The sequence below is a fragment of the Streptomyces sp. NPDC006487 genome, from assembly GCF_042870555.1.
Lineage (GTDB): Bacteria > Actinomycetota > Actinomycetes > Streptomycetales > Streptomycetaceae > Streptomyces.
Genome location: NZ_JBIAHN010000007.1, coordinates 206,999 through 233,303 on the forward strand (window position 1 = coordinate 206,999; position 26,305 = coordinate 233,303).

The 26,305-nt window shown below is 70.6% G+C and carries 28 protein-coding genes; 11 read left to right on the forward strand and 17 right to left on the reverse strand.

Going from position 1 to position 26,305, the window contains the following annotated elements:
• Positions 1–485: 485 nt before the first annotated feature.
• Entirely contained in the window at positions 486–1,436 is a 951-nt protein-coding gene (era, locus tag ACFYM0_RS14040; RefSeq protein ID WP_374213701.1) for a GTPase Era, read from the forward strand.
• Between the two features lie 27 nt (positions 1,437–1,463).
• Here era and ACFYM0_RS14045 read toward each other — a convergent pair whose 3' ends face one another.
• From ACFYM0_RS14045 to ACFYM0_RS14060, 4 genes are all read right to left on the reverse strand, one after another.
• On the reverse strand, positions 1,464–2,144 hold the full coding sequence (locus ACFYM0_RS14045) for a class I SAM-dependent methyltransferase (protein ID WP_388500591.1): 681 nt from the start codon (positions 2,142–2,144) through the stop codon (positions 1,464–1,466).
• Between the two features lie 180 nt (positions 2,145–2,324).
• Complete coding sequence (locus ACFYM0_RS14050) at positions 2,325–3,182, reverse strand: GNAT family N-acetyltransferase (RefSeq protein ID WP_388500593.1); 858 nt, start codon at positions 3,180–3,182, stop codon at positions 2,325–2,327.
• Positions 3,183–3,209: 27 nt separating this feature from the next.
• The gene (locus tag ACFYM0_RS14055; protein WP_388500595.1) at positions 3,210–3,479 is read right to left on the reverse strand and encodes a protealysin inhibitor emfourin; all 270 of its coding nucleotides are present in this window, start codon (positions 3,477–3,479) and stop codon (positions 3,210–3,212) included.
• Positions 3,480–3,489: 10 nt separating this feature from the next.
• The gene (locus tag ACFYM0_RS14060; protein ID WP_388500597.1) at positions 3,490–4,545 is read right to left on the reverse strand and encodes a M4 family metallopeptidase; all 1,056 of its coding nucleotides are present in this window, start codon (positions 4,543–4,545) and stop codon (positions 3,490–3,492) included.
• A gap of 376 nt (positions 4,546–4,921) precedes the next feature.
• Between ACFYM0_RS14060 and leuA the strand changes: the two genes are divergently transcribed.
• The gene (leuA, locus tag ACFYM0_RS14065; RefSeq protein WP_388500599.1) at positions 4,922–6,685 is read left to right on the forward strand and encodes a 2-isopropylmalate synthase; all 1,764 of its coding nucleotides are present in this window, start codon (positions 4,922–4,924) and stop codon (positions 6,683–6,685) included.
• Between the two features lie 67 nt (positions 6,686–6,752).
• Here the strand turns inward: leuA and ACFYM0_RS14070 are convergent, their stop codons facing one another.
• The gene (locus tag ACFYM0_RS14070) at positions 6,753–7,511 is read right to left on the reverse strand and encodes an SDR family NAD(P)-dependent oxidoreductase (RefSeq protein WP_388500601.1); all 759 of its coding nucleotides are present in this window, start codon (positions 7,509–7,511) and stop codon (positions 6,753–6,755) included.
• A 219-nt stretch (positions 7,512–7,730) separates the two neighbouring features.
• On the opposite strand from ACFYM0_RS14070, the gene ACFYM0_RS14075 reads away from it, so the two are divergent.
• Complete coding sequence (locus tag ACFYM0_RS14075; protein WP_388500604.1) at positions 7,731–8,426, forward strand: TerB family tellurite resistance protein; 696 nt, start codon at positions 7,731–7,733, stop codon at positions 8,424–8,426.
• Positions 8,427–8,442: 16 nt separating this feature from the next.
• Here ACFYM0_RS14075 and ACFYM0_RS14080 read toward each other — a convergent pair whose 3' ends face one another.
• Positions 8,443–9,354: an alpha/beta fold hydrolase gene (locus ACFYM0_RS14080; RefSeq protein WP_388500606.1), complete on the reverse strand. Its 912-nt coding sequence runs from the start codon at positions 9,352–9,354 to the stop codon at positions 8,443–8,445.
• Between the two features lie 17 nt (positions 9,355–9,371).
• Here ACFYM0_RS14080 and ACFYM0_RS14085 point away from each other — a divergent pair, with 17 nt between their 5' ends.
• The 5 genes from ACFYM0_RS14085 (at position 9,372) to ACFYM0_RS14105 (ending at position 13,971) form a co-directional block, all read left to right on the forward strand.
• Complete coding sequence (locus ACFYM0_RS14085; protein ID WP_388500977.1) at positions 9,372–9,719, forward strand: hypothetical protein; 348 nt, start codon at positions 9,372–9,374, stop codon at positions 9,717–9,719.
• Positions 9,720–10,194: 475 nt separating this feature from the next.
• Entirely contained in the window at positions 10,195–11,694 is a 1,500-nt protein-coding gene (locus ACFYM0_RS14090; RefSeq protein ID WP_388500609.1) for a nucleobase:cation symporter-2 family protein, read from the forward strand.
• Positions 11,695–11,808: 114 nt separating this feature from the next.
• Positions 11,809–12,555 carry a DNA repair protein RecO gene (gene recO / locus ACFYM0_RS14095; protein WP_388500611.1) on the forward strand — a complete coding sequence of 249 codons (747 nt, stop codon included), beginning with the start codon at positions 11,809–11,811 and terminating at the stop codon, positions 12,553–12,555.
• Positions 12,556–12,566: 11 nt separating this feature from the next.
• Positions 12,567–13,385 carry an isoprenyl transferase gene (locus tag ACFYM0_RS14100; RefSeq protein WP_388500614.1) on the forward strand — a complete coding sequence of 273 codons (819 nt, stop codon included), beginning with the start codon at positions 12,567–12,569 and terminating at the stop codon, positions 13,383–13,385.
• Positions 13,386–13,407: 22 nt separating this feature from the next.
• The gene (locus ACFYM0_RS14105) at positions 13,408–13,971 is read left to right on the forward strand and encodes a YcxB family protein (protein WP_388500616.1); all 564 of its coding nucleotides are present in this window, start codon (positions 13,408–13,410) and stop codon (positions 13,969–13,971) included.
• 34 nt (positions 13,972–14,005) lie between these two features.
• Here the strand turns inward: ACFYM0_RS14105 and ACFYM0_RS14110 are convergent, their stop codons facing one another.
• The 4 genes from ACFYM0_RS14110 to ACFYM0_RS14125 are packed head-to-tail and all read right to left on the reverse strand — an operon-like array spanning position 14,006 to position 17,173.
• Positions 14,006–14,437: a Fur family transcriptional regulator gene (locus ACFYM0_RS14110; RefSeq protein WP_388500618.1), complete on the reverse strand. Its 432-nt coding sequence runs from the start codon at positions 14,435–14,437 to the stop codon at positions 14,006–14,008.
• A gap of 59 nt (positions 14,438–14,496) precedes the next feature.
• Complete coding sequence (locus ACFYM0_RS14115; protein WP_388500621.1) at positions 14,497–15,363, reverse strand: metal ABC transporter permease; 867 nt, start codon at positions 15,361–15,363, stop codon at positions 14,497–14,499.
• The gene (locus ACFYM0_RS14120) at positions 15,363–16,154 is read right to left on the reverse strand and encodes a metal ABC transporter ATP-binding protein (RefSeq protein WP_388500623.1); all 792 of its coding nucleotides are present in this window, start codon (positions 16,152–16,154) and stop codon (positions 15,363–15,365) included. Before ACFYM0_RS14120 ends, ACFYM0_RS14115 begins: the two co-directional genes overlap by 1 nt.
• Before the next feature lie 35 nt (positions 16,155–16,189).
• Positions 16,190–17,173, reverse strand: coding sequence for a metal ABC transporter substrate-binding protein (locus ACFYM0_RS14125; protein WP_388500626.1), 984 nt, complete (start codon positions 17,171–17,173; stop codon positions 16,190–16,192).
• A 156-nt stretch (positions 17,174–17,329) separates the two neighbouring features.
• Here ACFYM0_RS14125 and ACFYM0_RS14130 point away from each other — a divergent pair, with 156 nt between their 5' ends.
• Positions 17,330–18,712, forward strand: a complete 1,383-nt coding sequence (locus ACFYM0_RS14130; protein WP_327252677.1) for a glycine--tRNA ligase — start codon at positions 17,330–17,332, stop codon at positions 18,710–18,712.
• Positions 18,713–18,782: 70 nt separating this feature from the next.
• Here the strand turns inward: ACFYM0_RS14130 and ACFYM0_RS14135 are convergent, their stop codons facing one another.
• The 6 genes from ACFYM0_RS14135 to ACFYM0_RS14160 form a co-directional block, all read right to left on the reverse strand.
• The gene (locus ACFYM0_RS14135) at positions 18,783–19,502 is read right to left on the reverse strand and encodes a VC0807 family protein (RefSeq protein ID WP_388500629.1); all 720 of its coding nucleotides are present in this window, start codon (positions 19,500–19,502) and stop codon (positions 18,783–18,785) included.
• Positions 19,503–19,625: 123 nt separating this feature from the next.
• Positions 19,626–20,219 carry a TetR family transcriptional regulator gene (locus tag ACFYM0_RS14140; RefSeq protein WP_388500632.1) on the reverse strand — a complete coding sequence of 198 codons (594 nt, stop codon included), beginning with the start codon at positions 20,217–20,219 and terminating at the stop codon, positions 19,626–19,628.
• A gap of 21 nt (positions 20,220–20,240) precedes the next feature.
• Positions 20,241–21,272 (reverse strand): aldo/keto reductase, encoded by a 1,032-nt coding sequence (locus tag ACFYM0_RS14145; RefSeq protein WP_388500635.1) that lies wholly within the window; start codon positions 21,270–21,272, stop codon positions 20,241–20,243.
• 142 nt (positions 21,273–21,414) lie between these two features.
• Complete coding sequence (locus ACFYM0_RS14150) at positions 21,415–21,843, reverse strand: MarR family winged helix-turn-helix transcriptional regulator (RefSeq protein WP_388500637.1); 429 nt, start codon at positions 21,841–21,843, stop codon at positions 21,415–21,417.
• The gene (locus ACFYM0_RS14155) at positions 21,843–22,259 is read right to left on the reverse strand and encodes a polyketide cyclase (protein WP_388500639.1); all 417 of its coding nucleotides are present in this window, start codon (positions 22,257–22,259) and stop codon (positions 21,843–21,845) included. The genes ACFYM0_RS14150 and ACFYM0_RS14155 overlap by 1 nt, the downstream gene beginning before the upstream one ends.
• Positions 22,260–22,384: 125 nt before the next feature.
• Positions 22,385–22,729 (reverse strand): DoxX family protein, encoded by a 345-nt coding sequence (locus tag ACFYM0_RS14160; RefSeq protein ID WP_388500641.1) that lies wholly within the window; start codon positions 22,727–22,729, stop codon positions 22,385–22,387.
• A gap of 90 nt (positions 22,730–22,819) precedes the next feature.
• Between ACFYM0_RS14160 and ACFYM0_RS14165 the strand changes: the two genes are divergently transcribed.
• On the forward strand, positions 22,820–23,275 hold the full coding sequence (locus ACFYM0_RS14165) for a MarR family winged helix-turn-helix transcriptional regulator (protein WP_388500642.1): 456 nt from the start codon (positions 22,820–22,822) through the stop codon (positions 23,273–23,275).
• 54 nt (positions 23,276–23,329) lie between these two features.
• Here ACFYM0_RS14165 and ACFYM0_RS14170 read toward each other — a convergent pair whose 3' ends face one another.
• Entirely contained in the window at positions 23,330–24,790 is a 1,461-nt protein-coding gene (locus tag ACFYM0_RS14170; protein ID WP_388500644.1) for an MFS transporter, read from the reverse strand.
• 64 nt (positions 24,791–24,854) lie between these two features.
• Between ACFYM0_RS14170 and dusB the strand changes: the two genes are divergently transcribed.
• A complete protein-coding gene (dusB, locus tag ACFYM0_RS14175) occupies positions 24,855–25,997 on the forward strand; it encodes a tRNA dihydrouridine synthase DusB (protein WP_388500646.1) in 1,143 nt (380 codons plus the stop codon).
• Positions 25,998–26,305 lie beyond the last annotated feature (308 nt).

The window sequence follows — 26,305 nt, forward strand, 5'->3', positions numbered from 1 at the left end:
CCGACGCCGCGGTGCGCGGGACCGCCGGACAGGGGATAGGGATTCAGCAGGCCGTCGCCGCCCGCCTCTACCTCCGGGTCACCGGTCCCACCGCCCCCGCCCTGGCCGTCGAGGACCTCCGCACCGACCGCCGCGGCGCCGCCGGCGCGGAGATCTCGTACACGCTCCACAACCTCGGCAACGTCACCCTCCGGCCCCGAGCCACCCTGACCGCCTCCGGGGCCCTCGGCCGGGGCCTCCTTTTCCGCCCTCTCACCGGCCTGCCCGCCGAGCTCCTGCCCGGGCAGCGGGTCCGGCTCACCGCACCCTGGGCCGACCCGCCCGGCGTGGAATGGGCCGAGGTCACGGTGGTGGCGCGGGCCGACGGCGCGGCCGCCACCGCCACCGCCGGACACGCCGCGCACCCCGCCCTGAACGGCCTGCTGGCGGCCGCTCTCGCCCTCGTGGCGGCGGTCTGGTCGGCGCTGGGACCCGCATCGGGGAGAATGGCCCGTATGAGCGATCGTTCCCCCGAGACCACCAGCCCGCACCGTGCGGGCTTCGCATGCTTCGTCGGCCGTCCCAACGCGGGGAAGTCGACCCTGACCAACGCGCTCGTGGGTACCAAGGTCGCGATCACCTCCAACCGGCCGCAGACCACCCGCCACACGGTCCGCGGCATCGTGCACCGCCCCGACGCCCAGCTCGTCCTGGTCGACACGCCAGGCCTCCACAAGCCGCGCACCCTGCTCGGCGAGCGGCTGAACGACGTCGTGCGCGCGACCTGGTCCGAGGTCGACGTGATCGGCTTCTGCCTGCCCGCGGACCAGAAGCTCGGCCCCGGTGACAAGTTCATCGTCAAGGAGCTCGCGGGGATCAAGAAGACCCCCAAGATCGCCATCATCACCAAGACCGACCTCGTCGAGTCGAAGGTGGTGGGCGAGCAGCTCATCGCCGTGCACCAGCTCGCCGAGGAGCTGGGCTTCGAGTGGGCCGAGATCGTCCCCGTCTCGGCGGTCGGCGACACCCAGGTCCAGCTGCTGGCGGACCTGATCGCGCCGATGCTGCCGAAGAGCCCGCCGCTGTACCCGGAGGGCGACCTCACCGACGAGCCCGAGATGGTCATGGTCGCGGAGCTGATCCGCGAGGCCGCGCTGGAAGGCGTACGGGACGAGCTCCCGCACTCCATCGCCGTGGTCGTCGAGGAGATGATCCCCCGGGAGAACCGCCCGGCGGACCGTCCGCTGCTGGACATCCACGCCAACCTCTACATCGAGCGGCCGAGCCAGAAGGGCATCATCATCGGCCCGAAGGGCGCCCGCCTGAAGGAGGTCGGGATGAAGTCGCGCAAGCACATCGAGGCCCTGCTCGGCACCCCGGTCTTCCTCGACCTGCACGTGAAGGTCGCCAAGGACTGGCAGCGCGACCCCAAGCAGCTCCGCAAGCTGGGGTTCTAGCCGGTCCCGTCCGGTGCGGGGGGCGCATCAAGAAGAGAGCCGCCGCACCTTCACCGCGTTGTCCGTACGGGTCCCGGGCCGGCCGTCAGGCTGGTTCTGGACCCGTACGTGTTCCTCCGCCAGCAGGACCTCCCAGGCGCCGGCCTGCAGTTCCAGCTGGGCGAGTACCTGGCCCGGGGTCGGGAAGTCCACCTCCGGGCGGTCCTCCTGCCAGGACGGCCAGCCCGCGTGGCCGACGACGAGCAGGATCCCGCCGGGGGCCACGGCCGCGGCGGCCCGGCGCAGGATCCGCTCGCGCGGGAATTCCCCGAAGGTGTGCAGGAAGCACGCGGAGACCAGGTCGTACTCCCCGGCGGGGAAGGACTCCGCGAGGTCGTGCCGCTCCCAGGCGGTGCGGTCCGCGACGCCGGCTTCCGCGGCGTGGGCCGCCGCCCGCTCCAGGGCCACCCCGGAGATGTCCGTCCCGGTGACGTACCAGCCCTGCCGCGCGAGCCAGACGGCGTCGCCGCCTTCTCCGCAGCCGAGGTCCAGGGCCCGGCCGGGAGCGAGCGGGGCGGTTTCCCGGGCCAGCACGGCGTTGGCCTCGCCGCTCCAGATCCTTTCGCTCTCGCGGTAGCGGGAGTCCCAGAACTCCTCGCCCGCGAAGCCGGTCTCGGGGGACTCGGCGGAGTCGGCGGAGTGGGGGGCGTGGTCGTGCGCGTGCGCCATGGCGGCCTCTTTCCGGTCGGTACGGGTACGGGTGCCCGCGCCTCCGATGCTCCGCCCGGACCACGCCCCGGCCAAGGGATCTTGCCGTTCCGGCAAAACAACGGGAGCTGAGTTGCGCGGGACGCCCCCGGACCGGGCGACAGCGGCACGATCAGCCGGACACGGTGATCAGCCGGCCGATCACAGCGGCCGGTCCGCGATCAGGGCCGTGCCCACGGAGCGGAAGCCGAGGCGGGCGTAGAGGCGGGCCACGTCCTCGTCGCCCGCCGACAGGAAGATCGTGCGGGCTCCGCGGGCCAGGGCGTCGGCGACCAGGGCCGCCGTCACCGCGAGGGCCAGGCCCTGGCGGCGGGCCGAGGGGAGAGTGCCGACACCGACCACCTCGGCGACGTCGCCGACCGGGACGTACTGGCCGGAGCAGAGGACCACTCCGTCCCGGACGGCAGCGGCCAGGGCGGTCCGGCCCGACTCGATCATCCCCGCGACCCGGACCCGGCGGCCTTCCGAGGCCGGATCCTTCTCCGCCACCGCGAGTTCCGCCGGACCCGCCTCGCCCACCGCCGTGCCGGGCGCGGCGAAGGCCAGCATCGGTACGGTCACCGCGGGGCGCAGGAGCGGGTCGGCCGCGCCGAGCACGCGTACGTCGGGATGCACGGGGAGCCGTACCGCCGTGGGGTCGAGCACCATCAGCGGATGCGCATGGACGGTCAGCCCGGCGGCCTCGGCGGCGGACCGCAGGGAGGGGGTGGTTTCGGCCACCCACTCGAAGGCCTCGGGGACCTTCAGCTCCCGCTGCCGGGACAGCACCCGCTCCACGTCGGCCACCGAGACGCCTTCGGCCACCGAGACGCCTTCGGTCACGGAGACGCCCTCGGCCGAGGGAGCGGCGAGCGTGGGCCGCGCGTAGTACGGCCAGCCGTCGCTCTCCTGGACGAAGAGGGTCAGCGGGCCGAAGTCCTCGGCCCGCGCCCCTCCCGCCCGGGGAGCCGTGTCGTAGTAGCGCTCGAGCTCGGGCAGACGATCGGAAGTCGTGGTCATCCGGCCATCCAAGCAAGTGGGACCAGGTCAGGCACCCTCTTTGAGGACGCGGGAGATCAGCGAGCGCTGCGCGTCCGAGAGGTTCGGGTCCTGGCAGAGCACCGTGCGCCCGTCCACGGTGATCCGGTACGAGAAACCGTCCCTGATCCGGTCCGCCGGATCCCCCGGCGGACCGGGCCGCAGGGCCAGCATGGCCAGCGCCTGCCACTCCTCCTCGTCGGGCAGGCCCGAGGTGTCCACCTCGCCCCGCCGTTCGATCCCCGCGAAGCCGCCCGTCCGCACCACCTGAATCCGCATGACCGCCCTCCTACCCCAACCCGACCGTCGACCACGCCTTCTGCAGGGCCTGGTGTTCCGCGCCGCCGGCGCCGTACCGGGTGACGGCCGCGGCGGTCGTCAGGGCGGCGAACCGGGCGAAGTCCGCCTTCGGGCCCAGCTCCCCGCCGGTCAGGGTGTCGTACCAGATCCGTCCGGCCCGCTCCCAGGCCTTGCCGCCGAGCTCGGTCGCGACGAGGTAGAAGGCGTGGTTGGGGATGCCGGAGTTGATGTGCACCCCGCCGTTGTCGCGGGAGGTGCGGACGTAGTCGTCCATGGTCGCGGGCTGCGGGTCCTTGCCGAGTTCGTCGTCCTCGTACGCGGTCCCGGGCGCCTTCATCGACCGCAGGGCGAAGCCGCTGTCCACCGAGGGCCCGAGCAGACCGGCGCCGATCAGCCAGTCGGCTTCCCCGGCCGTCTGGTCGAGGGAGTACTGCTTGATGAGGGAGCCGAAGACATCGGACATCGACTCGTTGAGCGCGCCGGACTGGCCGTAGTACTCCAGGTCGGCGGTGTGCTGGGTGACCCCGTGGGTCAGCTCGTGCCCGATGACGTCCACGGACACGGTGAAGTCGAGGAAGAGGTCGCCGTCACCGTCGCCGAACACCATCTGGCTGCCGTCCCAGAAGGCGTTGTTGTACAGCCGGTCGTAGTGGACGGTGGCGTCCAGCGGCAGCCCGGCATCGTCGATGGAGTGGCGGCCGAAGCCCTTGAAGAACAGCTCGAAGGTGGCCCCGAGCCCGGCGTAGGCACGGTTGACACTGGCGTCCGGGCCGGCGTCCTCGCCCTCGCCGCGGACCTTCTTCCCGGGCAGCCGGGTCTGGTGCTGCGCGTCGTAGATGGTCCGCTCGGGGCTGTCGGAGGGCGCGTCGCCGGCGGGCGGCAGCACCGCCATCAGCCGCCGGACCCGGTGGGAGGCGTCCAGCTCGAGGGTCCGGCGGGCGGCGGCGGCCCGGGCGGGATCCGCGGACCGGGCGATCTTGTTCAGGAGGTGCGGCGGCACCACGGTGCAGAAGACGGGGTGGCGGGGGGTGAGGAAGGCATCCATGCCCGGCAATGTGGCAGTGGGTGATGGTGGTGTCACTAGGGGCGACCATGATTCATTCGGTTGTCTGAAAGCGCTCGCGTCGCGTTGACGGAACAACCGGACATCGAGCCGGACCGACAAGAGGTAAAGAGGCTTAGCTCACAAAGGGTGCAAAACGGACCTGCCGGTCTTGCATACTGAAACAGGTCCCGCATTACGGGGCGGCTCGGTTAGGCTCGGCCCATCATGCGTTTCGGGCTGCTCCTCCTTAGCTGCCGCGGCGAGGGCCTGTAGTCGTAGGCCGACCCCCTCCCCGCGGAGTTTGGTGTTGCGGTTTTGCGACCGTCCGTCGGCCGTCCCAGCGAACTACACGCGGACACGCGAGGAGCCCTACGTCATGAGCCAGCACACTTTTGTCGGTCGCCCCACGCCCATCACGAACGCGACCCACACCCAGAAGCCCTCCGGGATGCCCATCCACAAGTACGGCTCGTACGAGCAGGTGGACATCCCCGACCGCACCTGGCCCGAGGCCCGCGTCACCAAGGCGCCCCGCTGGCTCTCCACGGACCTGCGCGACGGCAACCAGTCGCTGATCGACCCGATGACCCCCGCCCGCAAGCGCGAGATGTTCGACCTGCTGGTGCGCATGGGCTACAAGGAGATCGAGGTCGGCTTCCCGTCCTCCGGTGAGACCGACTTCAATTTCGTGCGCTCCATCATCGAAGAGGGCGCGATCCCGGACGACGTGACCATCTCCGTACTGACCCAGGCCCGCGAGGACCTGATCGAGCGGACCGTCGAGTCGCTGGTCGGCGCCAAGCGCGCCACCGTGCACCTCTACAACGCGACCGCCCCGACCTTCCGCCGGGTCGTCTTCCGCGGCTCCAAGGAGCAGATCAAGCAGATCGCCGTCGACGGCACCCGCCTGGTCATGGAGTACGCCGACAAGCTGCTGGGCGCCGACACCGTCTTCGGCTACCAGTACAGCCCGGAGATCTTCACCGACACCGAGCTGGACTTCGCCCTGGAGGTCTGCGAGGCCGTCTGTGACGTCTGGCAGCCGTCCGAGGGCCGCGAGATCATCCTGAACCTGCCCGCCACGGTGGAGCGCTCCACGCCGTCCACCCACGCGGACCGCTTCGAGTGGATGGCCCGCAACCTGACCCGCCGCGCGCACATCTGCATCTCCGTGCACCCGCACAACGACCGCGGCACCGCTGTGGCGGCCGCCGAGCTGGCCCTGATGGCCGGCGCCGACCGCATCGAGGGCTGCCTGTTCGGGCAGGGCGAGCGCACCGGCAACGTCGACCTGATCACGCTGGGCATGAACCTGTTCTCCCAGGGCATCGACCCGCAGATCGACTTCTCGCAGATCGACGAGATCCGTCGCACCAGCGAGTACTGCAACCAGATGGAAGTACACCCGCGCCACCCCTACGCGGGCGATCTGGTCTACACCGCCTTCTCCGGCTCCCACCAGGACGCCATCAAGAAGGGCTTCGACGCCATGGAGGCCGACGCGGCCGCCCAGGGCAAGACGGTCGACGACATCGAGTGGGCGGTCCCGTACCTGCCGATCGACCCGAAGGACGTCGGCCGCTCCTACGAGGCGGTCATCCGGGTCAACTCGCAGTCCGGCAAGGGCGGCATCGCGTACGTCCTGAAGAACGACCACAAGCTGGACCTGCCGCGCCGCATGCAGATCGAGTTCTCGCGGATCATCCAGGCCAAGACCGACTCCGAGGGCGGCGAGGTCACCCCGACCGCGATCTGGAACGTCTTCCAGGACGAGTACCTGCCCAACCCGGAAAACCCGTGGGGTCGCATCCAGCTGCGCTCCGGCTCGACCGCCACCGACAAGGACGGCACCGACACGCTGACCGTCGAGGCGGTCGTGGACGGCGTCGAGGCCGTGCTGAACGGCACCGGCAACGGCCCGATCTCGGCCTTCTTCGACGCGCTGGCCGCCATCGGCATCGACGCCCGCCTGCTGGACTACACCGAGCACACGATGAGCGAGGGCGCCTCCGCCGTCGCCGCCTCGTACATCGAGTGCGCGATCGACGGCCGCGTCCTGTGGGGCATCGGCATCGACGCGAACACCACCCGCGCCTCCCTGAAGGCGGTCATCTCCGCCGTCAACCGCGCGGGCCGCTGACCCGTACGCGAGCGAACCCCGTCCCTCCCCTTCCGGGAGGGGCGGGGTTCCGCCGTTCCCGGGGGCCTCAGCGGGCCAGGTAGCCGCCGTCCACCGGCAGGACGGCGCCCGTCACGAACGAGGCCGCGTCGGAGGCGAGGAAAGCGATGACGCGGGCCACCTCCTCCGGTTCGCCGAGCCGGCCCATCGGGTGGGCCGCCGTGACCTCCTCGAGGTACTCCGGCCCGCCCGGCTCGTCCGTCAGCGCGAGCACCCGCTCCGTACGGATGGTCCCGGGAGCCACGGCGTTGACCCGGATCCCCCGCGCGGCCCACTCCACCGCGAGGTGCTTGGTCAGCCCCGAGGCCACGAACTTCGCCGGCCCGTACGCGGCCTGGCGCGCCTGCCCGGCCACCCCCGAGATCGAGGACACGCAGACCAGCGCCCCGCCGGGCCGCGGCTGCGCGGTCATCGCCTCGATGGCGTACTTGCAGGTCAGGAACATGCCCCGGCCGTCGATGGACATGACGTGGTCCCAGTCCTCCGGGGTGGTCTCCCGTACATCCGAAAGAGGGAGCACTCCGGCGTTCGCCACGGCGACGTCGAGCCGCCCGTACGCGCCGACCGCGGCCTCCACCATCGCGCGGTTGGCCCGTGGATCGGACACGTCACCGGTCACCACGGTGACCTCGCGGCCCTCGCCGGCCAGCTGGGCGGCGAGGGCCCGCAGGCCGGGGCCGTTGACATCGGACGCGGTCACCCGGGCCCCGGAGCGGGCCAGCAGCAGGGCCGTGGCCCGGCCGATGCCGCTCGCGGCTCCGGTCACCAGACAGGACTTCTCGTTCATGCGGCCGAGGGTAGGGAAGCCGGGGCCGCCCCGGGGACCGGCCGCCGGGACGGGCGGGCAGGTGGGACGGGGTGCGGGGCGGTCCGCGGGCAGGGGCGCAGATCGGCCAAGTACGGCGGCCGGAGGATGTTGTCTTGTCACACGACTGACGCATCCTCACCGATGTGGCTAACATCACGCCAACCCGGCGATGTTGCCGGAAGGTTACGGAGGTGCGACGTGCTGCCAGTTCGGGGTGGGGACGGCCGGAAGCTGACGGTCTGGGGTATCCGCACCACCTGGAGCACCGTGGGGGACGGGGAGTTCTTCTGTCCCGACTGCGGTGGCGACCGCAACTACCGCCGGCGCACGGGGCGCCGCCGGTTCACCGTCCTCGGCGTGCCGCTGGTGCCCCGTGGCCACGCGGGTCCCGTCGTCGAGTGCCAGGGCTGCCGCGAGCGGTTCGGCACCGAGGTCCTGGACCACCTCACCACCACCCGCTTCTCCACGCTGCTGCGCGACGCGGTGCACACCGTGACCCTGGCCGTGCTGGCCGCCGGCGGGACGGCCTCGCGCAGCGCGCTGGAGGCCGCCGTGGGCGCCGTACGGTCCGCGGGGTTCCAGGACTGCACCGAGGAGCAGCTGGAGTCCCTCGTCGAGGGGCTGGCCGCCGAGGAGGGCCGGCTCGGGCTCTACGACGGCCCCGACTGCTACGGCGCCGCGCTCTCGATCGAGCTGCACGAGGCCCTGGAGCCGCTGGCCCCGCACCTGGCCGGCCCGGGCCGCGAATCGATCCTGCTGCAGGGCGCGCGCGTCGCGCTGGCGGACGGCCCGTACATCCCCGCGGAGCGCGAGGTGCTGGCGACCGTCGGCGCGGCGCTGCGGATCGACATGGACGAGGTCGCGCGGCTGCTGTCGGCGGTCCGGGCGCCCTGAGGGGCCCGTACGGGCCTCAGGCCCCGCCCCGCACCACCGGGGCGGGGTGGGCCGCGATGAAGCGGCGCAAGGCCTCGCACAGCCCCTGAGGGTTGTCGAAGGGGATCAGCGTGCGGGCGTCCGGGACCTCCTCGTACACGCCGTACGGAAGCAGTCCGGCGAGCCGGCGACCCGTCCGCGGGGGCATCATCCGGTCCTCCGCCCCCCAGAGGACGAGGGCGGGCCGGTCGAAGGAGCGCAGCCGCTCGGCGGCCCGGACGTAGGTGTCCTTGCGGGTGGCGTGCAGGAACGCGCCGAGATCGCGGCGGATGGCCGGGTCGGTGAGCAGCGGGCCGTACCAGCGCAGCACCAGATCGTGCGGGATCGGCCGTTTGGCCATGCCGCCGAGGGAGCTCCGCATTCCGGCGAGGAAGGGCGAGCGGAAGGACCTCAGCAGCAGCCGGAGCGCTCCGGGGATCTTGCTCGCGGTGTGCAGGGCCTTGCCCTGGAGGCCCGGCGGGTGGTTGTCGAGGGCCTCGCAGGAGGCGAGGACGAGGCGTGCGATCCGCTCGTCGTTCACCCCCACGAGGAGCTGGGCTATGCCGGCGTCGTTCTGGACGAGGGTGACCTCGCGCAGGTCGAGGCGGTCGAGGAACTCGGCGAGCAGGCCCGCGACCCCGTGGGCGGAGAGGTCGGCGCCGGGGTCCATGGGGAGGCGGTGGCCGCCGATGGGGAGGACCGGGACGAGAACGCGGAAGTCGGGGCGCAGTGCGTCGGCGACGGGCTGCCAGAGGGAGGCGCCGAAGCCGAGGCCGGGTACGAGGACGAGCGTCTCGCGGGCGGGTCCGCCCGCCGCCGCGGCGCCGGTCCCGCCGCCGGCGCCACGGTCGGGGTCGGCGTCCGTGTCGGTGTACTCGATGGTGCCGGAGCTGAGCGCGATGGCGAGCATGGGTTCCCCCTGGCCGGATCGACCCCTGCCCGGTCGCCACGGTCGCGCTGGAGGTGGCGAGCACCCACGAGGGGCTGCGGCTGACCACCTCCGAGGTCTTCAGTTCCTGGACCGACGCGCTGGCCGCGTACTACGCGGGCCACGGCATCGGAGCCGCGCACGACACGGCCGGATCGGTGATCGCGCTGCTGGAAGGCGCCTTCATGCTGGGCCGTGCGCACCGCCGGACGGATCCGGTGCTCGCCGCGGCGACGGCGGCGCAGGCGATCGTTTCGGCCGCGCTGGCGGTTTCGGACGTGGCCGCGTCTCGCGGTGTGGGCGAAAACGGCACAATCCGAGATAACGATCGGGCCTCGCAGCCCTGATTCGGAGATCCTTCCGCGTGCCGTGAACCGCGGAGGCGTGCCATCCGTACGGGGTGTTTCCACCAGGTGGACGGGTGGAGCGGCGCCTTCTTCTTTGCGTGGCCGAACGGCCTGAGGAGTGTGAACCCGCACGTCACCACGTACGGCCTTCGCGTTCGTGCAGCGGGAAGCACTGATTTCGCGAAGCGTTGGCCATAGACGACACCGAGGGTCTCCGCCACTGGAGAAATCTCCAGATCCTGCACGCCGGAAGGTCAACATTTTGTAGAAGTCGACGATATCTGTGAGCGGCCCCACAGGCGTTCAATTCCGGTCACACGAGGAGACGCCGCCGGTAACACCGCGGAGCTTCGATTCACGTGGACGCAATGACAACCCTGTCGGATCAACGGGCTAACGACCCACTTCGGCCAGGGGCAACCAGCTTCCAATCGCTTCCTCTCGTTTACCTACCTCATTGAAGGGCAAGGCAGAGATGGCACGTGTCGCCGCACCGCTTTCCGCCACCGGAAAGCAGAGCACGCACCCGGTCGACGAGGTGCTCCCCCTCCCCAAGCTCGCGCTGTACGGCTTCCAGCACGTACTCGCGTTCTACGCCGGTGCGGTGATCGTTCCGATCATCGTCGGTGGCGCCCTCGGGCTCACCACCGAGCAGCTGGTCTACCTGATCAATGCCGACCTCTTCACCTGCGGTATCGCCTCGATCATCCAGGCGTGGGGCATCGGCAGGATCGGAGCGCGGCTGCCCCTGATCCAGGGCGTCACCTTCACGGCGGTGTCCCCGATGATCGCCATCGGTCTCGGGGCCGGCGGCGGGACGGCGGGCCTGCTCGTCATCTACGGCGCGGTCATCACGGCCGGCATCGCCACCTTCGCCTTCGCCTGGCTGCCCCCCAAGGCCTTCCGCACGATCATGCGGCTCTTCCCGCCGGTCGTCACCGGCACGGTGATCACCGTCCTCGGCATCGTGCTGATCCCGGTCGGCCTGAACGACGCCGCGGGCGGCCTCGGCAGCCCCGACTTCGGTGACCCGAAGCACTTCGCCTACGCCGGCGGCACGATGCTCTTCATCCTCATCCTGATGAAGCTCGGCAAGCCCTTCCTCAACAGCATCTCCATCCTGCTCGGCCTGGTCGGCGGCACCGCCGTCGCCTTCCTGCTCGGCGACGCCAAGTTCGGCAACGTGAGCAACTCGGACTGGATCGGCATCACCACGCCCTTCTACTACGGTGCCCCGAAGTTCGAGTGGTTCCCGATCGTCCTGATGCTCATCGTCATGCTGATCACCATGGTCGAGACCACGGGTGACACCTACGCCGTCGGTGACATCGTCGGCAAGGACATCGACAGCGAGACCGTGGCCCGCGCCCTGCGTGCCGACGGCGCCGCGACCGCCCTCGGCGGTGTCCTCAACTCCTTCCCGTACGTGGCCTTCGCCGAGAACGTCGGCCTGGTCCGCATGACCAAGGTCAAGAGCCGCTTCGTCGTGGTCGCCGCGGGCGTCTTCATGATCGTGCTCGGCATGATCCCCAAGGCCGCCGCGATCGTCGCCGCCGTTCCGCACGGAGTGCTCGGCGGCGCCGCGACCGTGATGTTCGCGATGGTCGCCCTGGCGGGCATCCAGACCCTGGCCAAGGTCGACCTCAAGGAGGAGAAGAACGCGCTCGTCGTGGGTGTCTCCCTGGCCTTCGCGCTGCTCCCCGCCACCGTCCCGGTCCTCTTCAAGGACCACATGGACCCGGACCTCTCCTCGCTCCTCAACAGCGGTGTGACACTTGGTGCCACGGCCGCCATCGTCCTGAACCTGATCTTCAACGGTCTGGGCAAGGACGGTGCGCACGACGCCCCGCTGGCAGATTCCCTGCTGGCCGACGCCCCCGCGGACGCCGCCCCGGCGGCGGACGACGACGAGCCGACGGCAGCCATCCCGGCCCAGTCGGGCGAGGGCGAGCCGGCCCCGGCACCGACCGCCTGATCCTCCCAAGGGGTGTCCCCCGCCGGGCCTCGCGCCCGGCGGGGGTCGCTGCCGTCCGGGAGCCGCTGCCGTACGGGAGTCCGCCCTGTCGGTGGGGTACGGGACAATGGGCCCATGAGTCTGTTCCGCGACGACGGCATCGTGCTGCGCACCCAGAAGCTGGGTGAGGCGGACCGCATCATCACGCTCCTGACCCGGGGCCACGGCCGGGTCCGGGCCGTCGCCCGCGGCGTCCGGCGCACCAAGTCCAAGTTCGGCGCCGGGCTGGAACCTTTCTCCCACGCCGACGTGCAGTTCTTCTCGCGCGCAGGCGAACTGGTCGGCCGCAGCCTGCCGCTCTGCACGCAGACCCAGATCATCGCCCCGTACGGCAACGGCATCGTCACCGACTACGCCCGCTACACCGCCGGCACCGCGATGCTGGAGACCGCCGAGCGGTTCACCGACCACGAGGGCGAGCCCGCCGTACAGCAGTACCTGCTGCTCGTCGGCGCCCTGCGCACCCTCTCGCGCGGCGAACACGCGCCGAACCTCATCCTCGACGCCTTCCTGCTGCGCTCCCTCGCCGTCAACGGCTACGCGCCCAGCTTCGACGACTGCGCGAAGTGCGGACTCCACGGCCCCAACCGGCACTTCTCCGTCGCCGCGGGCGGGGTCATATGCGGCGACTGCCGCGTTCCCGGCAGCGTCGTACCCTCGTCGGAGGCCATCGCCCTGCTCAGCGCCCTGCTGACGGGGGACTGGGGACATGCCGACGCGTGCGAGGCGCGTCACGTGCGGGAGGGCAGCGGGCTGGTATCCGCCTACTTGCACTGGCATCTGGAGCGCGGGCTACGCTCCCTTCGATACGTCGAGAAATAGGAGCTGGGCACATGGCACGACGCGGGATTCTGGGGCGCTCTCGCCGGGAGTACAAGGTTCCCGAGCCGCACCCCTCCGGTGAGCGCCCGCCGAAGATCCCCGGCGAGCTCGTCCCGAACCACGTCGCGATCGTCATGGACGGCAACGGCCGCTGGGCCAAGGAGCGCGGGCTGCCGCGCACCGAGGGCCACAAGGTGGGCGAGGGCGTCGTGCTCGACGTGCTCAAGGGCTGCCTGGAGATGGGCGTCAAGAACCTCTCCCTGTACGCCTTCTCGACGGAGAACTGGAAGCGCTCGCCCGACGAGGTGCGCTTCCTCATGAACTTCAACCGCGACGTCATCCGGCGCCGCCGCGACGAGATGAACGAGCTGGGCATCCGCATCCGCTGGGTCGGCCGCATGCCGAAGATGTGGAAGTCGGTCGTCCAGGAGCTCCAGGTCGCACAGGAGCAGACCGTCGACAACGACGCGATGACCCTCTACTTCTGCGTCAACTACGGCGGCCGCGCCGAGATCGCGGACGCGGCGCAGGCCATCGCGCGCGATGTGGCGGCGGGCAAGCTGGACCCGTCGAAGGTCAACGAGAAGACCTTCGCGAAGTACATCTACTACCCGGACATGCCGGACGTGGACCTCTTCCTGCGCCCGAGCGGCGAGCAGCGCACCTCCAACTACCTGCTCTGGCAGAGCGCGTACGCCGAGATGGTGTTCCAGGACGTCCTGTGGCCCGACTTCGACCGCCGCAACCTCTGGCAGGCCTGCTACGAGTACGCCCAGCGCGACCGCCGCTTCGGCGGAGCCGTCCCGAACCAGGGCGAGGGCTCCGCCTGAGCTGCCGCTAGGATCCCCGCTCATGGACGACACGGGCGGGGGCCAGCTGTACCGGATACACGAGTCGGCATCGGCGGGGCGGGTGGTCGAGCTCCGCTACACGCCGACCGTCGCCGACATGGCGGAGGGCCTGCGGGCCCGCGGCCGGTCGAAGGCGGGCCGCCGCCAGCGTCTGCCGTTCTTCCTCATCGGCCTGGTGGGGCCCGGGTACGCCGCAGTCCTCGTCGCGCAGGACGGTGAGTCGGCCGGGTCCCCCGTGGCACTGACCGTGGTGGGCCTCCTCGGCTGGGCCTTCGCGCTGTTCGGCCACCGGTTCATGGCCTGGTCGACCCGCGGACCGATGGCGGCGGCGGGGGAGTGCCGGGCGCTCGTCGACGGTCAGGGCATCACAGTCGACTCGGCGCAGGGCTCCGCCCACCTGCGCTGGAGCGTGCTGTCGGGCTATGCGGAGACCCCCGCGACCTTCATGGTCTTCACCGGCGGCAAGCCGGTCATCGGCGGGGCACTGCTCCCCAAGCGGGGCCTCGCGCCCGGGCAGCAGGACGTGCTGCGGGCGCTCTTGGACGGGAAGCTGAAGGGGATCTAGGTCTGTGGCCGGCGCCGGCCGCAGGCGGCCCCCGCTACGGCTGGGCGGCCGCGCAGTCCGAGCAGGTGCCGAAGATCTCCACCGTGTGGGCGACGTTCACGAAGCCGTGCTCCGCCGCGATCGCCTCCGCCCACTTCTCCACCGCGGGGCCCTCCACCTCGACGGCCTTGCCGCATTTGCGGCAGACCAGGTGGTGGTGGTGGTCCCCGGTGGAGCAGCGGCGGTAGACGGACTCGCCGTCGCTGGTCCGCAGTACGTCCACCTCGCCGGCGTCCGCGAGCGACTGCAGGGTCCGGTAGACGGTGGTCAGACCCACGGAATCGCCGCGGTGCTTGAGCATGTCGTGGAGTTCCTGGGCACTGCGGAACTCGTCCACCTCGTCCAGCGCCGCCGCCACCGCGGCCCGCTGTCGGGTGGATCGTCCTCGTACTGGCGCGGTATTCATCTCGCCAGGCGCAGTCGCCACCGGTTCCTCCTCGTCTAGGCCTCGGCCCATTGTGCCAGGCGGCCGACTGCCCGAGGTCGTCAGACCGTTACGCCGTCCCGCGTGCAGACTTCTTCGGCCGCGCGGGCGGCCCTGGCCCGGCGCCGGGCCAGGGGGGTGGACACCGCCGTCATGACGACGAACACGGCGATGGCGAGCAGCACGATGGCGCCCCCGGAGGGCGCGTTGACGTAGTAGGTCGCGGCCGTTCCGGAGAGCGAGACCAGGACGCCGATCAGCATGGCCAGGCTCAGGGTGGCGGTGAAGCCCCGGGTGACGCGCTGGGCGGCGGCCACGGGGATCACCATCATGGCGCTGACCAGGAGCAGGCCGACGATGCGCATCGCGACGGTGACGGTGACCGCGGCGGTGACCGCCATCAGCAGGTTCAGGAAGCGCACCGGCAGGCCGGTGACCCGGGCGAACTCCTCGTCCTGGCAGACCGCGAACAGCTGGCGGCGCAGACCGACGGTGACCGCGATGACGAACACGGCGAGGACCGCGGCGGTGACGGTGTCCTCGGCCGAGACGGTCGTGATGGACCCGAACAGGTAGCTGGTCAGGTTGGCCGTGGAGCCGCCCGGGGCCAGATTGATGATCATGACGCCGCCGGCCATGCCGCCGTAGAAGAGCATGGCGAGCGCGATGTCCCCGCTGGTCTTGCCGCGGGAGCGGATCAGCTCCATGCCGACCGCGCCGACGACCGCGACCAGCGTGGCCATCCAGACCGGGCTGGTATTGAGCAGGAAGCCGAGCGCGACACCGGTCATGGCGACGTGCCCGATGCCGTCGCCCATGATGGCCTGCCGGCGCTGCACGAGGTACGTGCCGATCGCGGGGGCCGTGATGCCGACGAGGGCGGCGGCGATGAGGGCCCGCTGCATGAAGGCGTAGTCGAGGAGGTCCATCAGCTCAGCAGTCCCGTCCGGAGGGGCTCGGCGTCGTGCGCGGAGTGGGGGTGTACGTGGTCGTGGCCCGGCAGCGCGTGCTGCCCCAGGGCCTCCGGGGGCGGGCCGTCGTGCGTGACGCAGCCGTCGCGCAGGACGACGGCGCGGTCGATGAGCGGCTCCAGCGGGCCCAGCTCGTGCAGGACCAGCAGCACGGTGGTGCCGGCGGCGACCTGGCTGCGCAGGGCGTTCGCGAGGACCTCCTGGTTGGCCAGGTCCACGCCGGCCATCGGCTCGTCCATGATCAGCAGCTCGGGTTCGCCGGCGAGCGCGCGGGCGATCAGGACCCGCTGGTGCTGGCCGCCGGAGAGGGCGTTGACCGAGGCGTCGGCGTAGGAGCCCATGTCGACGAGGTCCAGCGCGTGCTCGACGGCGGCCTTGTCGGCCTTGCGCAGGAGCCCGAAGCGGGTGCGGGCGAGCCGGCCGGCGGAGACGACCTCGCGGACGGTGGCGGGTACCCCGCTGGCGGCGGTGGTGCGCTGGGGCACGTACCCGATGCGCGACCAGTCGCGGAAACGCTTGAACTCGGTGCCGAAGAGGGACAGGCCGCCGTCGCTCAGCGGAACCTGGCCGACCACGGCGCGGACGGCCGTGGACTTGCCGGAGCCGTTGGCGCCGAGCAGCGCGACGACCTCACCGCTGCGGACGGTGAGGTCGATGCCGCGCAGCACGGGGCGCGAGCCGAGCGAGGCCGTGGCCCCGCGCAGGGATATGACGGGCTGGTCCAGGGCCTGGCCGGGCTTGGACTCCATGGCTCGCGCCTCCGATGCCGCTACTGCTGTTGCCATTACTTGCTGCCGAGTGCCTTCTGGAGGTTCTTCAGGTTGGCCCGCATGACCTCGAAGTAGTCAGCGCCCTGGGACTTGTCCGTGATTCCCTCCAGGGGATCGAGGACGTCGGTCTTCAGGCCGGTGTCCGCGGCGAGGGTCTTGGCCGTCTTGTCGCTGGCCAGGGTCTCGAAGAACACGGTCGACACATTGTCCTGCTTCGCGAGGGACTGCAGGTCCTTCATCCGGGCCGGGCTCGGCTCGGACTCGGGGTCGACGCCGGAGATGCCCTCCTGGTCGAGGCCGTAGCGCTCGGCGAGGTACCCGAAGGCGGAGTGGGTGGTGATGAAGGTCTTGGAGGCCGTGTTCTTCAGGCCGTCCTTGAACTCGGTGTCGAGCGCGCCCAGTTTGGCGACGAACTCGTCGGTGTTCTTCTTGTAGTCCGCAGCGTGGCCGGGGTCGGACTTCCCCAGGGCCGCGCCGACGCCCTTGGCGATCTCGGCGTACTTGACCGGGTCGAGCCAGACGTGCGGGTCCTCGCCGGCTTCGCCGTGGCTGTGGTCGTGGCCGTCGGCCGCGCCCTCTTCGGCGGCAGCGTCGTGACCGTCGTGGCCGGACGTGCCGTGCACCTCGAGCTTGGTGAGGGTGGCGGCGTCGACGACGTTCTTCACGCCGGACTGGGCGACGGCCTTGTCGACGGCGGGCTGCAGCGTCTTGAGGTAGAGGACGACATCGGCCTCGCCGAGCTGTGCGGTCTGCTTCGGGGTGATCTCCAGGTCGTGCGGCTCGACCCCGGGCTTGGTGAGGGTGTCGACCTTCACGTGCTCCTTGCCGATCTGCTCGGCGAGGAACTGCATCGGATAGAACGACGCCATCACGTCGAGCTTGCCGTCCTCGGCTCCGGCGGCTCCGGCCGTGCCCGAGCAGGCGGTGAGGGCCGTGGCGGCGAGGGCCACGGCTCCGGCGAGGGCGGCGGTCGGTATGAGGCGTCGTCGTACGTTCATGACATCCATTTTCATCAAAGATGGAAACGATTGTCAAAAACCCAGGTGGGAGGGGCGTGGAGGGCCTGGAGAGGGGGGTCCCGATTTGAAAGGGGGGGTGCGGGCGCCGGTAACCTTGAGGCTTCGCCGTTCGTCCTCGTAAATGAAGAGAGCACCGTGGCCGCCGACAAGATCGAAACCATCGTCAGCCTGAGCAAGCGCCGTGGCTTCGTTTTCCCGTGCAGTGACATCTACGGCGGCTCTCGGGCTGCCTGGGATTACGGTCCGCTCGGTGTCGAGCTCAAGGAGAACATCAAGCGCCAGTGGTGGAAGGCGATGGTCACCGGGCGTGAGGACATCGTCGGCCTCGACTCGTCCGTGATCCTGGCCCCCGAGGTCTGGGTGGCCTCCGGCCACGTCGGCACCTTCTCGGACCCGCTGACCGAGTGCACCTCCTGTCACAAGCGCCACCGCGCGGACCACCTGGAAGAGGCGTACGAGGCCAAGCACGGCCGCGTGCCCGCCAACGGTCTCGCCGACATCAACTGCCCCAACTGCGGTGTGAAGGGCCAGTTCACCGAGCCCAAGCAGTTCTCCGGCATGCTGGAGACGCACCTCGGACCGACCCAGGACACTGGCTCCAAGGCGTACCTGCGCCCCGAGACCGCCCAGGGCATCTTCACCAACTTCGCCCACGTGATGACCACCTCGCGCAAGAAGCCCCCCTTCGGCATCGCGCAGATGGGCAAGTCCTTCCGCAACGAGATCACCCCCGGCAACTTCATCTTCCGCACCCGCGAGTTCGAGCAGATGGAGATGGAATTCTTCGTCAAGCCGGGCGAGGACGAGCAGTGGCAGGAGTACTGGATGCAGGAGCGGTGGAACTGGTACCGCGACCTCGGCATCCGCGAGGAGAACATCCGCTGGTACGACCACCCGAAGGAGAAGCTGTCCCACTACTCGAAGCGCACCGCCGACATCGAGTACCGCTTCAACTTCGGTGGCAATGAGTTCTCCGAGCTCGAAGGCGTGGCCAACCGCACCGACTTCGACCTCAAGGCCCACTCCGCCGCCTCCGGCCAGGAGCTCGTGTACTTCGACCAGGAGTCCAAGGAGCGCTACACCCCGTACGTCATCGAGCCGGCGGCCGGCGTCAACCGCGCCATGCTCGCCTTCATGCTCGACGCGTTCAACGAGGACGAGGCCCCGAACGCCAAGGGCGTCATGGAGAAGCGCACCGTGATGCGCTTCGACCCGCGCCTGGCCCCGGTCAAGGTCGCCGTCCTGCCGCTGTCCCGCAACGCGCAGCTGTCGCCGAAGGCCAAGGGCCTCGCCGCCGACCTGCGCAAGCACTGGAACATCGAGTTCGACGACGCGGGCGCCATCGGCCGCCGCTACCGCCGCCAGGACGAGATCGGCACGCCGTTCTGCGTCACCGTCGACTTCGACACCCTCGACGACAACGCGGTGACCGTGCGCGAGCGCGACACCATGAAGCAGGAGCGCGTCTCCCTGGACCAGATCCAGAGCTACCTCGGCAGCCGCCTGCTCGGCTGCTAGGTTCCGCCGCGGAAGACGGCTGTGGCCCGGTGCGCGATGCGCACCGGGCCACAGCCGTCTTCCGGGCCGCTTACGCCGGCGCCGGACTGCCGGCGGCCGCTGCCGCCGCGGCCGCGGCCCTCGCCTGGCCCTCGGCCTGGGTGCGCTTGGAGAAGCGGACGGTCCAGACGATCAGCGAAACCAGGAAGCCGTAGATCAGGACGGGGCTGACCCAGACCATCGTGCCGACGCTCAGCGTGTACGCCAGCACCACCCGCAGCGCTGCCTCCACCAGGTACGCCACGCCCCAGACGGTGGTCATCCGCCGCATCGCGCTGCGGAAGTCGGGGTACTGCCAGAGCCCGTTGAAGTACGCCACGCCCTCCTTGGTCCCGTCGGTCCCGAACTTGCGGCCGAAGTAGAACATCAGCGGCCGGGGAGCGAACAGGGTGGCGACGCACAGCGCGCCGAACAGACCCGTCACCCCCGAGTCCTTGATGAGCAGGGCGCGCGCCGAGTGCGCGCCGATCAGGGTGACGAGAGCGGTGATCACCAGGAAGAACAGGGTGACCACGGCGAACTCGTCGACCTTGCGGCGCCAGGCGAGGTGGACGAGGGAGTCGACCACCGGCCAGCCGCCGCTGACCAGGAGTGCGGCGAACTCGCTCCAGCCCCGCTCGGTCAGCATGTTGTACGTGAGGATCGGCGCGACCACGTTGAACCCGATGGTCAGGATCCAGCCGATCGCCGCGGAGGCTCCGGACCGGGCCGGCGGCCCGGTCTGTGCTGCCGGTTCTTGCTGAGTGGACAAGGTTCCCCCTGGAACAGACCTGATGGTGTGCGGTAAGGGGAACGTAGGAACACGGCAGGTGCGCGGCAAGGGCCCGCCGCCCCAAATGATGATCAAGCTGTCCGGAGTGGCCTGTTCCGGGGCTCAGGTGCGCAGGCCCCGGATGACCAGAGCGGTGACCGCCTCGAACTCGGCGGTGATGGTCGGCGTCAGCCAGTCCGCCGCGTACTGCGGATCGTGGAAGCGGCCGGTGGCATCGAACACCGCACGGGCGGCGGCCGGTACGTCGGGCGCGGTGAGCGATCCCGCCGCGACCCCCTCGCCGATGATCCGGGACAGCTGCTCGATCAGCTCGGTGATGTGGTGCTCCACCACGCCGCTGCTCTCGCCGAGCAGTGCGATGTACGTCGCGAACAGCTCGGGGTCGTCACCGGCCTTGTGGCGCTTGGCCTCGAACAGCGCCTCCAGCCACGATTCCAGCTTGGAGGGGGCCGGCTCGGCCGGGGCCGAGGTGATCTCCTCCAGCACGACCACGCTCTTGGCGAGCCAGCGGTCCGTGACGGCCTCGCGCAGCGCGGCCTTCGAGGGGAAGTGCCGGTACACGCTGCCGTGGCTGACGCCCAGGGCGCGCGCCACGTCCACCACGGTCGCCTTGGTCGGGCCGAAGCGGCGCAGCACCTCCTCGGTGGTTTCGAGGATGCGCTCGGGGGTGAGGGGCTCGGCGGCTGCGGGTGGCATGAGTACGACCGTACAGCCGGATCAGTGCTCGCTGTCCAGGTGGGCCATCTGCGCTGCCGGGTACCGGTCTCCGGCGGCGGCGCCGGCTGGGACCGCGTCCTCGATGGCCGCGAGATCGGCGGGGGTCAGGGAGACCTGAAGGGCACCCAGTGCCTCGCCGAGCCGCTCGCGGCTGCGGGCGCCGACCAGCGGCACGATGTCCTCGCCCTGTGCGAGCACCCAGGCGATGGCCGTCTGGGCGACGGTGACGCCCTTCTCCTCGGCGACCTTGCGCAGGGCGTCGACCAGGTCGAGGTTCCGGTCGAGGTTGCCGCCCTGGAAGCGCGGGCTCATTCCTCGGAAGTCGCCCGGGGCCAGCGCCCGGTCCCGGGTGAAGTGGCCGCTGATCAGGCCGCGGGACAGCACTCCGTACGCCGTGACGCCTATGCCGAGCTCTCGGGCGGTCGGCAGGATCTCCTCCTCGATTCCGCGCGAGATCAGGGAGTACTCGATCTGGAGGTCGGCGATGGAAGCCACGGCGGCGGCCCGCCGCAGGGTGTCCGCGCCCACCTCGGAGAGCCCGATGTGCCGGACGTGCCCGGCGGCGACGGCCTCGGCGATGGCGCCGACGGTCTCCTCGATCGGGACCTCGGGGTCCACGCGGGCGATGCGGTAGATGTCGATGTGGTCCCGGCCGAGCCGCTGGAGCGAATAGGCCAGGAAGTTCTTGACGGCCTCCGGGCGTCCGTCATACCCGGTGAAGCCGCCCTCGACCGTGCGCAGCGCACCGAACTTCACGCTGGTCAGCGCCTTCTCGCGCGCCGCGGCGGGGGCGGTGCGCAGGGCTTCGTTGATGAGGAGCTCGTTGTGCCCCATGCCGTAGAAGTCGCCCGTGTCGAGGAGGGTGACTCCGGCATCGAGGGCGGCGTGGATGGTCGCGAGGGATTCCGCCCGGTCGGCCTCGCCGTAGAGGGCGGACATCCCCATGCAGCCCAGCCCCAGCGGGAAGACGCGGGGTCCGGTGCTGCCGAGGGTGCGGGTGCCGGTCTCTGAGGTGCTCTGGTTTGTCGTCATGGAACGAGAATGACATGACGGCTGACAGATTTCAATATCTGTCACTCGTTCGGGCAAGGGAGCCCCGCCCGCAAGGCGGACGGGGCTGAAGGGGGAGAGGCGGGGGCGGGTGAAGGGGCGTAAGGGGCGGAAGGGATGGGATTCAGGACTCGGGACGGGCCAGGCGTCCCAGCAGGGTGATGGCGTCCTCACGCGCGACCGGCCGGAAGAACTCCTCGTCGACCCCCTCGACGGCGGCGATCGCCCGCGGCGCCAGCTCGGCCCCGGCCGTGGTGACGCGCAGCCGCTTGGCTCGGGTGTCCGCCGGATCGACCTCGCGCGCGAGGAGCCCCTTCTGTTCCAGGGTGCGCACCACCTGGGAGGTCATCTTCACGTCGGTGCCCGCCTGGCGCGCCAGCGCCTGCTGGTTGGGCCGCTCGCCCTGTTCGTTCAGCCACCAGGTGCAGGCGAGGAGGACGAACTGCACGTGGGTCAGGCCCAGCGGGCCCAGTGCCGCGGCGATGCCCCGCTGCCAGCGCAGGGTGGCGTGCCAGAGCAGGAAGCCGGGACTCTCGCCGGGGGTCAGGGCCATCAGCCCTGGGCCGTCCGGACCAGCGCGGCCATCGTGTCGGGCCAGTCGGCCGTGATGGCCGGGCCGATCCCGGGGCCCGCTTCGGCGGCGCCCTCGCCGCTGATCTCCATCCGGTACACCACCCGGCTGCGCGCGTGGTCGAGCCGGTCGATGCGGTGGGTGGTCCGCAGGACCAGGCCGGCGAAGCGTGCCTCGTCGGTGAACATCTCGCCCTCGGCGGCCTCGGCGACGAGCAGTTCCACCGGGTCCTGGCCGGCCGGGGTCATGGTGATCTCCGCGCCCGCCGCGAAGGGGCCCCGGAGCTCGATCTTCTCGATGTCGGCGTTCCAGGTGCCCCAGTTCTCGACGTCGGCCCACAGGGCCCAGATCGCCTCGGGTGCGGCGGTGGTCTCGATGCCGTGCTCGTACTCCCACATGGGGGCCTCCTAGAGATTGTCTTCGCACAGACTATCTCTGCGCAGATTAACTGTCCAGGAGGCTGCCCGGGGGCTGCCCGGGAGGCCGTCAAGAGGGCCCGGGCGGAGTTGCGGCGCAGGGTGCGTCAGGCTGCCGCGCGCAGGATCAGGGCGGCCGCCGCGACCAGGGTGAGGACGGCCGCGGGGGCGAAGGCGTAGTCCTTCGCGCGCAGGTGGAAGACGATCGCGCCGAGGAAGTAGAGGGTCACGCCGATGGCGGCGGCCATGCCCAGCGGGGTCAGCCACAGGCCCGCGACCAGGCCGATGGCGCCGGCCGCCTTGAGGGTGGCCAGGCGGGGGAGCCAGGAGTCCGGCACTCCGACCTTCGTCATGCTCTCCGTGATCGCGGGGTTCCGCTGGAGCGTGAAGGTCGCGGACGCGGTGAGGACGAGGGCGAGCAGTCCGGCGACGACGGCGTAGGCGATGAACATGGTGGACTCCAACGATCGGCAATGGTGAATCATTGAATACCATCAACGATCGGCAGGGCGCAATCATTTCCCGGTTGTTACGATGTGGACATGACGGCGCCTCAGGACACCACGCACCCGCCGCAGCGGTTGGGCATGCTGCTGGCCTGGCACGGATCGGTCACCCAGACCCGCATGAAGCAGGCGCTCAGCGCCGCCGGACTCACCCCGCGCCACGCGATGACCCTGACCCACCTGGACGGCGGGCCCATCGGCCAGCGCGCGCTGGCGGAGCGGCTGGAAGTGGACCCGAGCGTGCTCGTCGGGATCCTGAACGACCTGGAGGGCGACGGACTCGTCGAGCGGCGCCGGGACCCGGCCGACCGCCGCCGCCACAACGTGGCCATCACCGACGCCGGCACCGCGGCCCTGGCGAAGACGAACGCGGCCCTCGACGCGGTGGAACTCGCACTGTTCGCCGGCCTCTCGGACCGTGACCAGGACACGCTGCGCGGCCTGCTGGACCGCATCGATTCGCACAGCGAGGACTTCACCTGCGGCGAGTAGCCGGCCGGCCGAGTGGCCCGCCGGGGCCGGTCCGGCAGCCGCGCGGCTCCCGCCTCAGTGCCGCGGCGCGGCGCCCGTACGCGGGGGGCCGGCCTTCGGCTCCAGGGCGCGGGCCGTGCGCAGGGCCGTCTCCCGGGCCCAGCTGCCGCTGGTGGCGAGGCCGACGCACAGGACGAGCAGTCCGCAGACCGTGATGATCCACCAGGCAGGCCGGGCCGCGGCAACGAACGCGGCGGCGGAACCGGATCCGCCCGCCATCCCGGCGGCCAGGACCGCGCCCACGACCGCGACGCCCAGCGCCCCGCCGGTCTGCCGGCTGGTGGAGGCCACCGCGGCGGCCACCCCGGCCTGGGCGCGCGGCATCCCGGAGACGGCGGTGTTGGTGATCGGGGCGTTCACCAGGCCGAACCCGATGCCGAAGAGCACGTACCCGCAGAACAGCGTCGGCGTCGAGCTCTCGGCCGAGAAGGCGGCGAACAGCAGCCCGCTCGCGCTCATCGTCACGCCCGCGAGCAGCAGCGGCAGCCGCGGTCCCCGGGTGGCGACGAGCCGCCCCGACACGGGGGCGCAGAGGAAGGCGAAGGCCGCCATCGGCAGCATGTAGAGGCCGGCGTCCAGGGCGTCCAGGCCCCGTACGTCCTGGAGGTACAGGGTGTTCAGGAACAGGAACCCGGACAGCGCGGCGAAGGCGCTGACCGCGATCACCGTGGCCCCGCTGAAGGGGGCGCTACGGAAGAACCGCGGGTCGATCAGGGGCTCCGCCCGCCGTGACTCGTAGGTCAGCAGCCCGGCCAGGGACAGGACGGCGACGAGCGCGCAGCCCAGGATCAGCGGGGAGAGCAGTCCGGCGGCGGGGGCCTCGATGATCCCGAACGTCACCGAGCCGAGCAGCCCCATGACCAGCAGCTGCCCGACCGGGTCCGGGCGGCGCGGGTGGTCGGCCCGGGACTCCGGGATGTAGCGCAGGGTCAGGACCAGGGCGAGGAGGCCGACGGGGAGGTTGATCCAGAAGATGGACCGCCAGCCGACGGAGTCCACGAGCAGGCCGCCGATCAGCGGGCCCGCGGCCATGGAGATGCCGACGACGGCCCCCCAGACGCCGATGGCGCGGGCACGCTCGCGCGGTTCGGTGAAGGTGTTGGTGATGATCGACATGGCGACCGGGTTGAGCATCGAGCCGCCGACGGCCTGGATCATCCGGAACGCGACCAGCCAGCCCAGGCTCGGCGCGAGCGAGCAGAGGACCGAGCCGGCGGTGAAGAGCATGACGCCGGCGATGAAGACCTTGCGGCGGCCGATCCGGTCCGCGGTGGAGCCGGCCAGCATCAGCAGCGAGGCCAGGACCAGCGTGTACGCGTCGATCGTCCACTGCATGCCGGCCACGGAGGCGTCCAGATCGCGGCGCATGGCGGGGAGGGCGACGTTCAGGACGGTGTTGTCCAGACTGACGATGAGCAGGCTCATGCAGCAGATCGACAGGATCAGCAGGCGCCGCCGCTGGGTCAGCTCGTCCATGGGGCCGATAGTACGCCTAACTAACGACATGCGATCAACGGCACGACTGAGCCACAATGGTGGGATGACCACGCTCCCCCCGCCTCTCGCGATCGGCCCGCACACCGTGCAGCCCCCGGTGGTGCTCGCGCCGATGGCCGGCATCACCAACGCCCCGTTCCGTACCCTGTGCCGCGAGTTCTCGGGCGGCAAGGGGCTGTTCGTGAGCGAGATGATCACGACTCGGGCGCTGGTCGAGCGCAACGAGAAGACCATGCAGCTGATCCACTTCGACGAGACCGAGAAACCCCGCTCGATCCAGCTGTACGGAGTCGACCCCGCGACGGTCGGCAAGGCGGTCCGCATGATCGTCGAAGAGGACCGCGCCGACCACATCGACCTCAACTTCGGCTGCCCGGTGCCCAAGGTCACCCGCAAGGGCGGCGGCTCGGCCCTTCCGTACAAGCGGAACCTGCTGCGCGCGATCCTGCGCGAGGCCGTCGCCGGCGCCGGCGACCTGCCGGTGACGATGAAGATGCGCAAGGGCATCAACGACGACCACCTCACCTACCTCGACGCCGGCCGGATCGCCGTCGAGGAGGGCATCACCGCCATAGCCCTGCACGGCCGCACCACCGCGCAGCACTACGGCGGCACCGCCGACTGGGAGGCCATCGCACGGCTCAAGGAGCACGTGCCGGAGATCCCGGTGCTGGGCAACGGCGACATCTGGTGCGCGCAGGACGCGCTGCGGATGGTCCGGGAGACCGGCTGCGACGGTGTCGTCGTCGGGCGCGGCTGCCTGGGGCGCCCGTGGCTGTTCAACGACCTGGTGGCTGCCTTCGAAGGGCGTCCCGAGGACTTCCACAAGCCCACCCTGCGGGAGGTCGGGCAGACGATGCTCCGCCACGCCCAGCTGCTGGGGGAGTGGATCGGCGACGAGGCGCGCGGGGTGATCGACTTCCGTAAGCACGTGGCCTGGTACACCAAGGGCTTCTCGGTGGGTTCGGAGATGCGGCAGAAGCTCGCCGTCACCTCCTCCCTGGCCGAGCTGGACGCTCATCTGAGCGAGCTGGATTTGGATCAGCCGTGGCCGGACAGCGCGGACGGCCCTCGGGGTCGTACGTCCGGAAACAACCGGGTTGTCCTGCCCGAGGGCTGGCTGAAGGATCCGTACGACTGCGCGGGCGTGAGCGAGGAAGCCGAACTGGACACGTCCGGAGGTTGAGAACTCGCTGGCAAAGCGTGCCATGTGTGGCGTGACATACGCCACGCATGGGTGAGGTTTCGCTCAGATGAGCGTATTGGTCACGGGTAAGACTTTCAAAGGGTGGCACTGGGTGCCACCCTTTGTGCGTTCAAGTCTTGAACGCAAATGTATCGATGATCGCTCATCGGAGCGGCGGCAAGCCTCAGTGGGCACCTCACCCTTCGGGATCTGAAGGGTCTTCGTAGGTTTTGGCTACTCATCAGTTACATTCGATTGGCTGGCACCCAGGTGGTTACGGCCACATGACCGCCAAGTGGACGTACCCA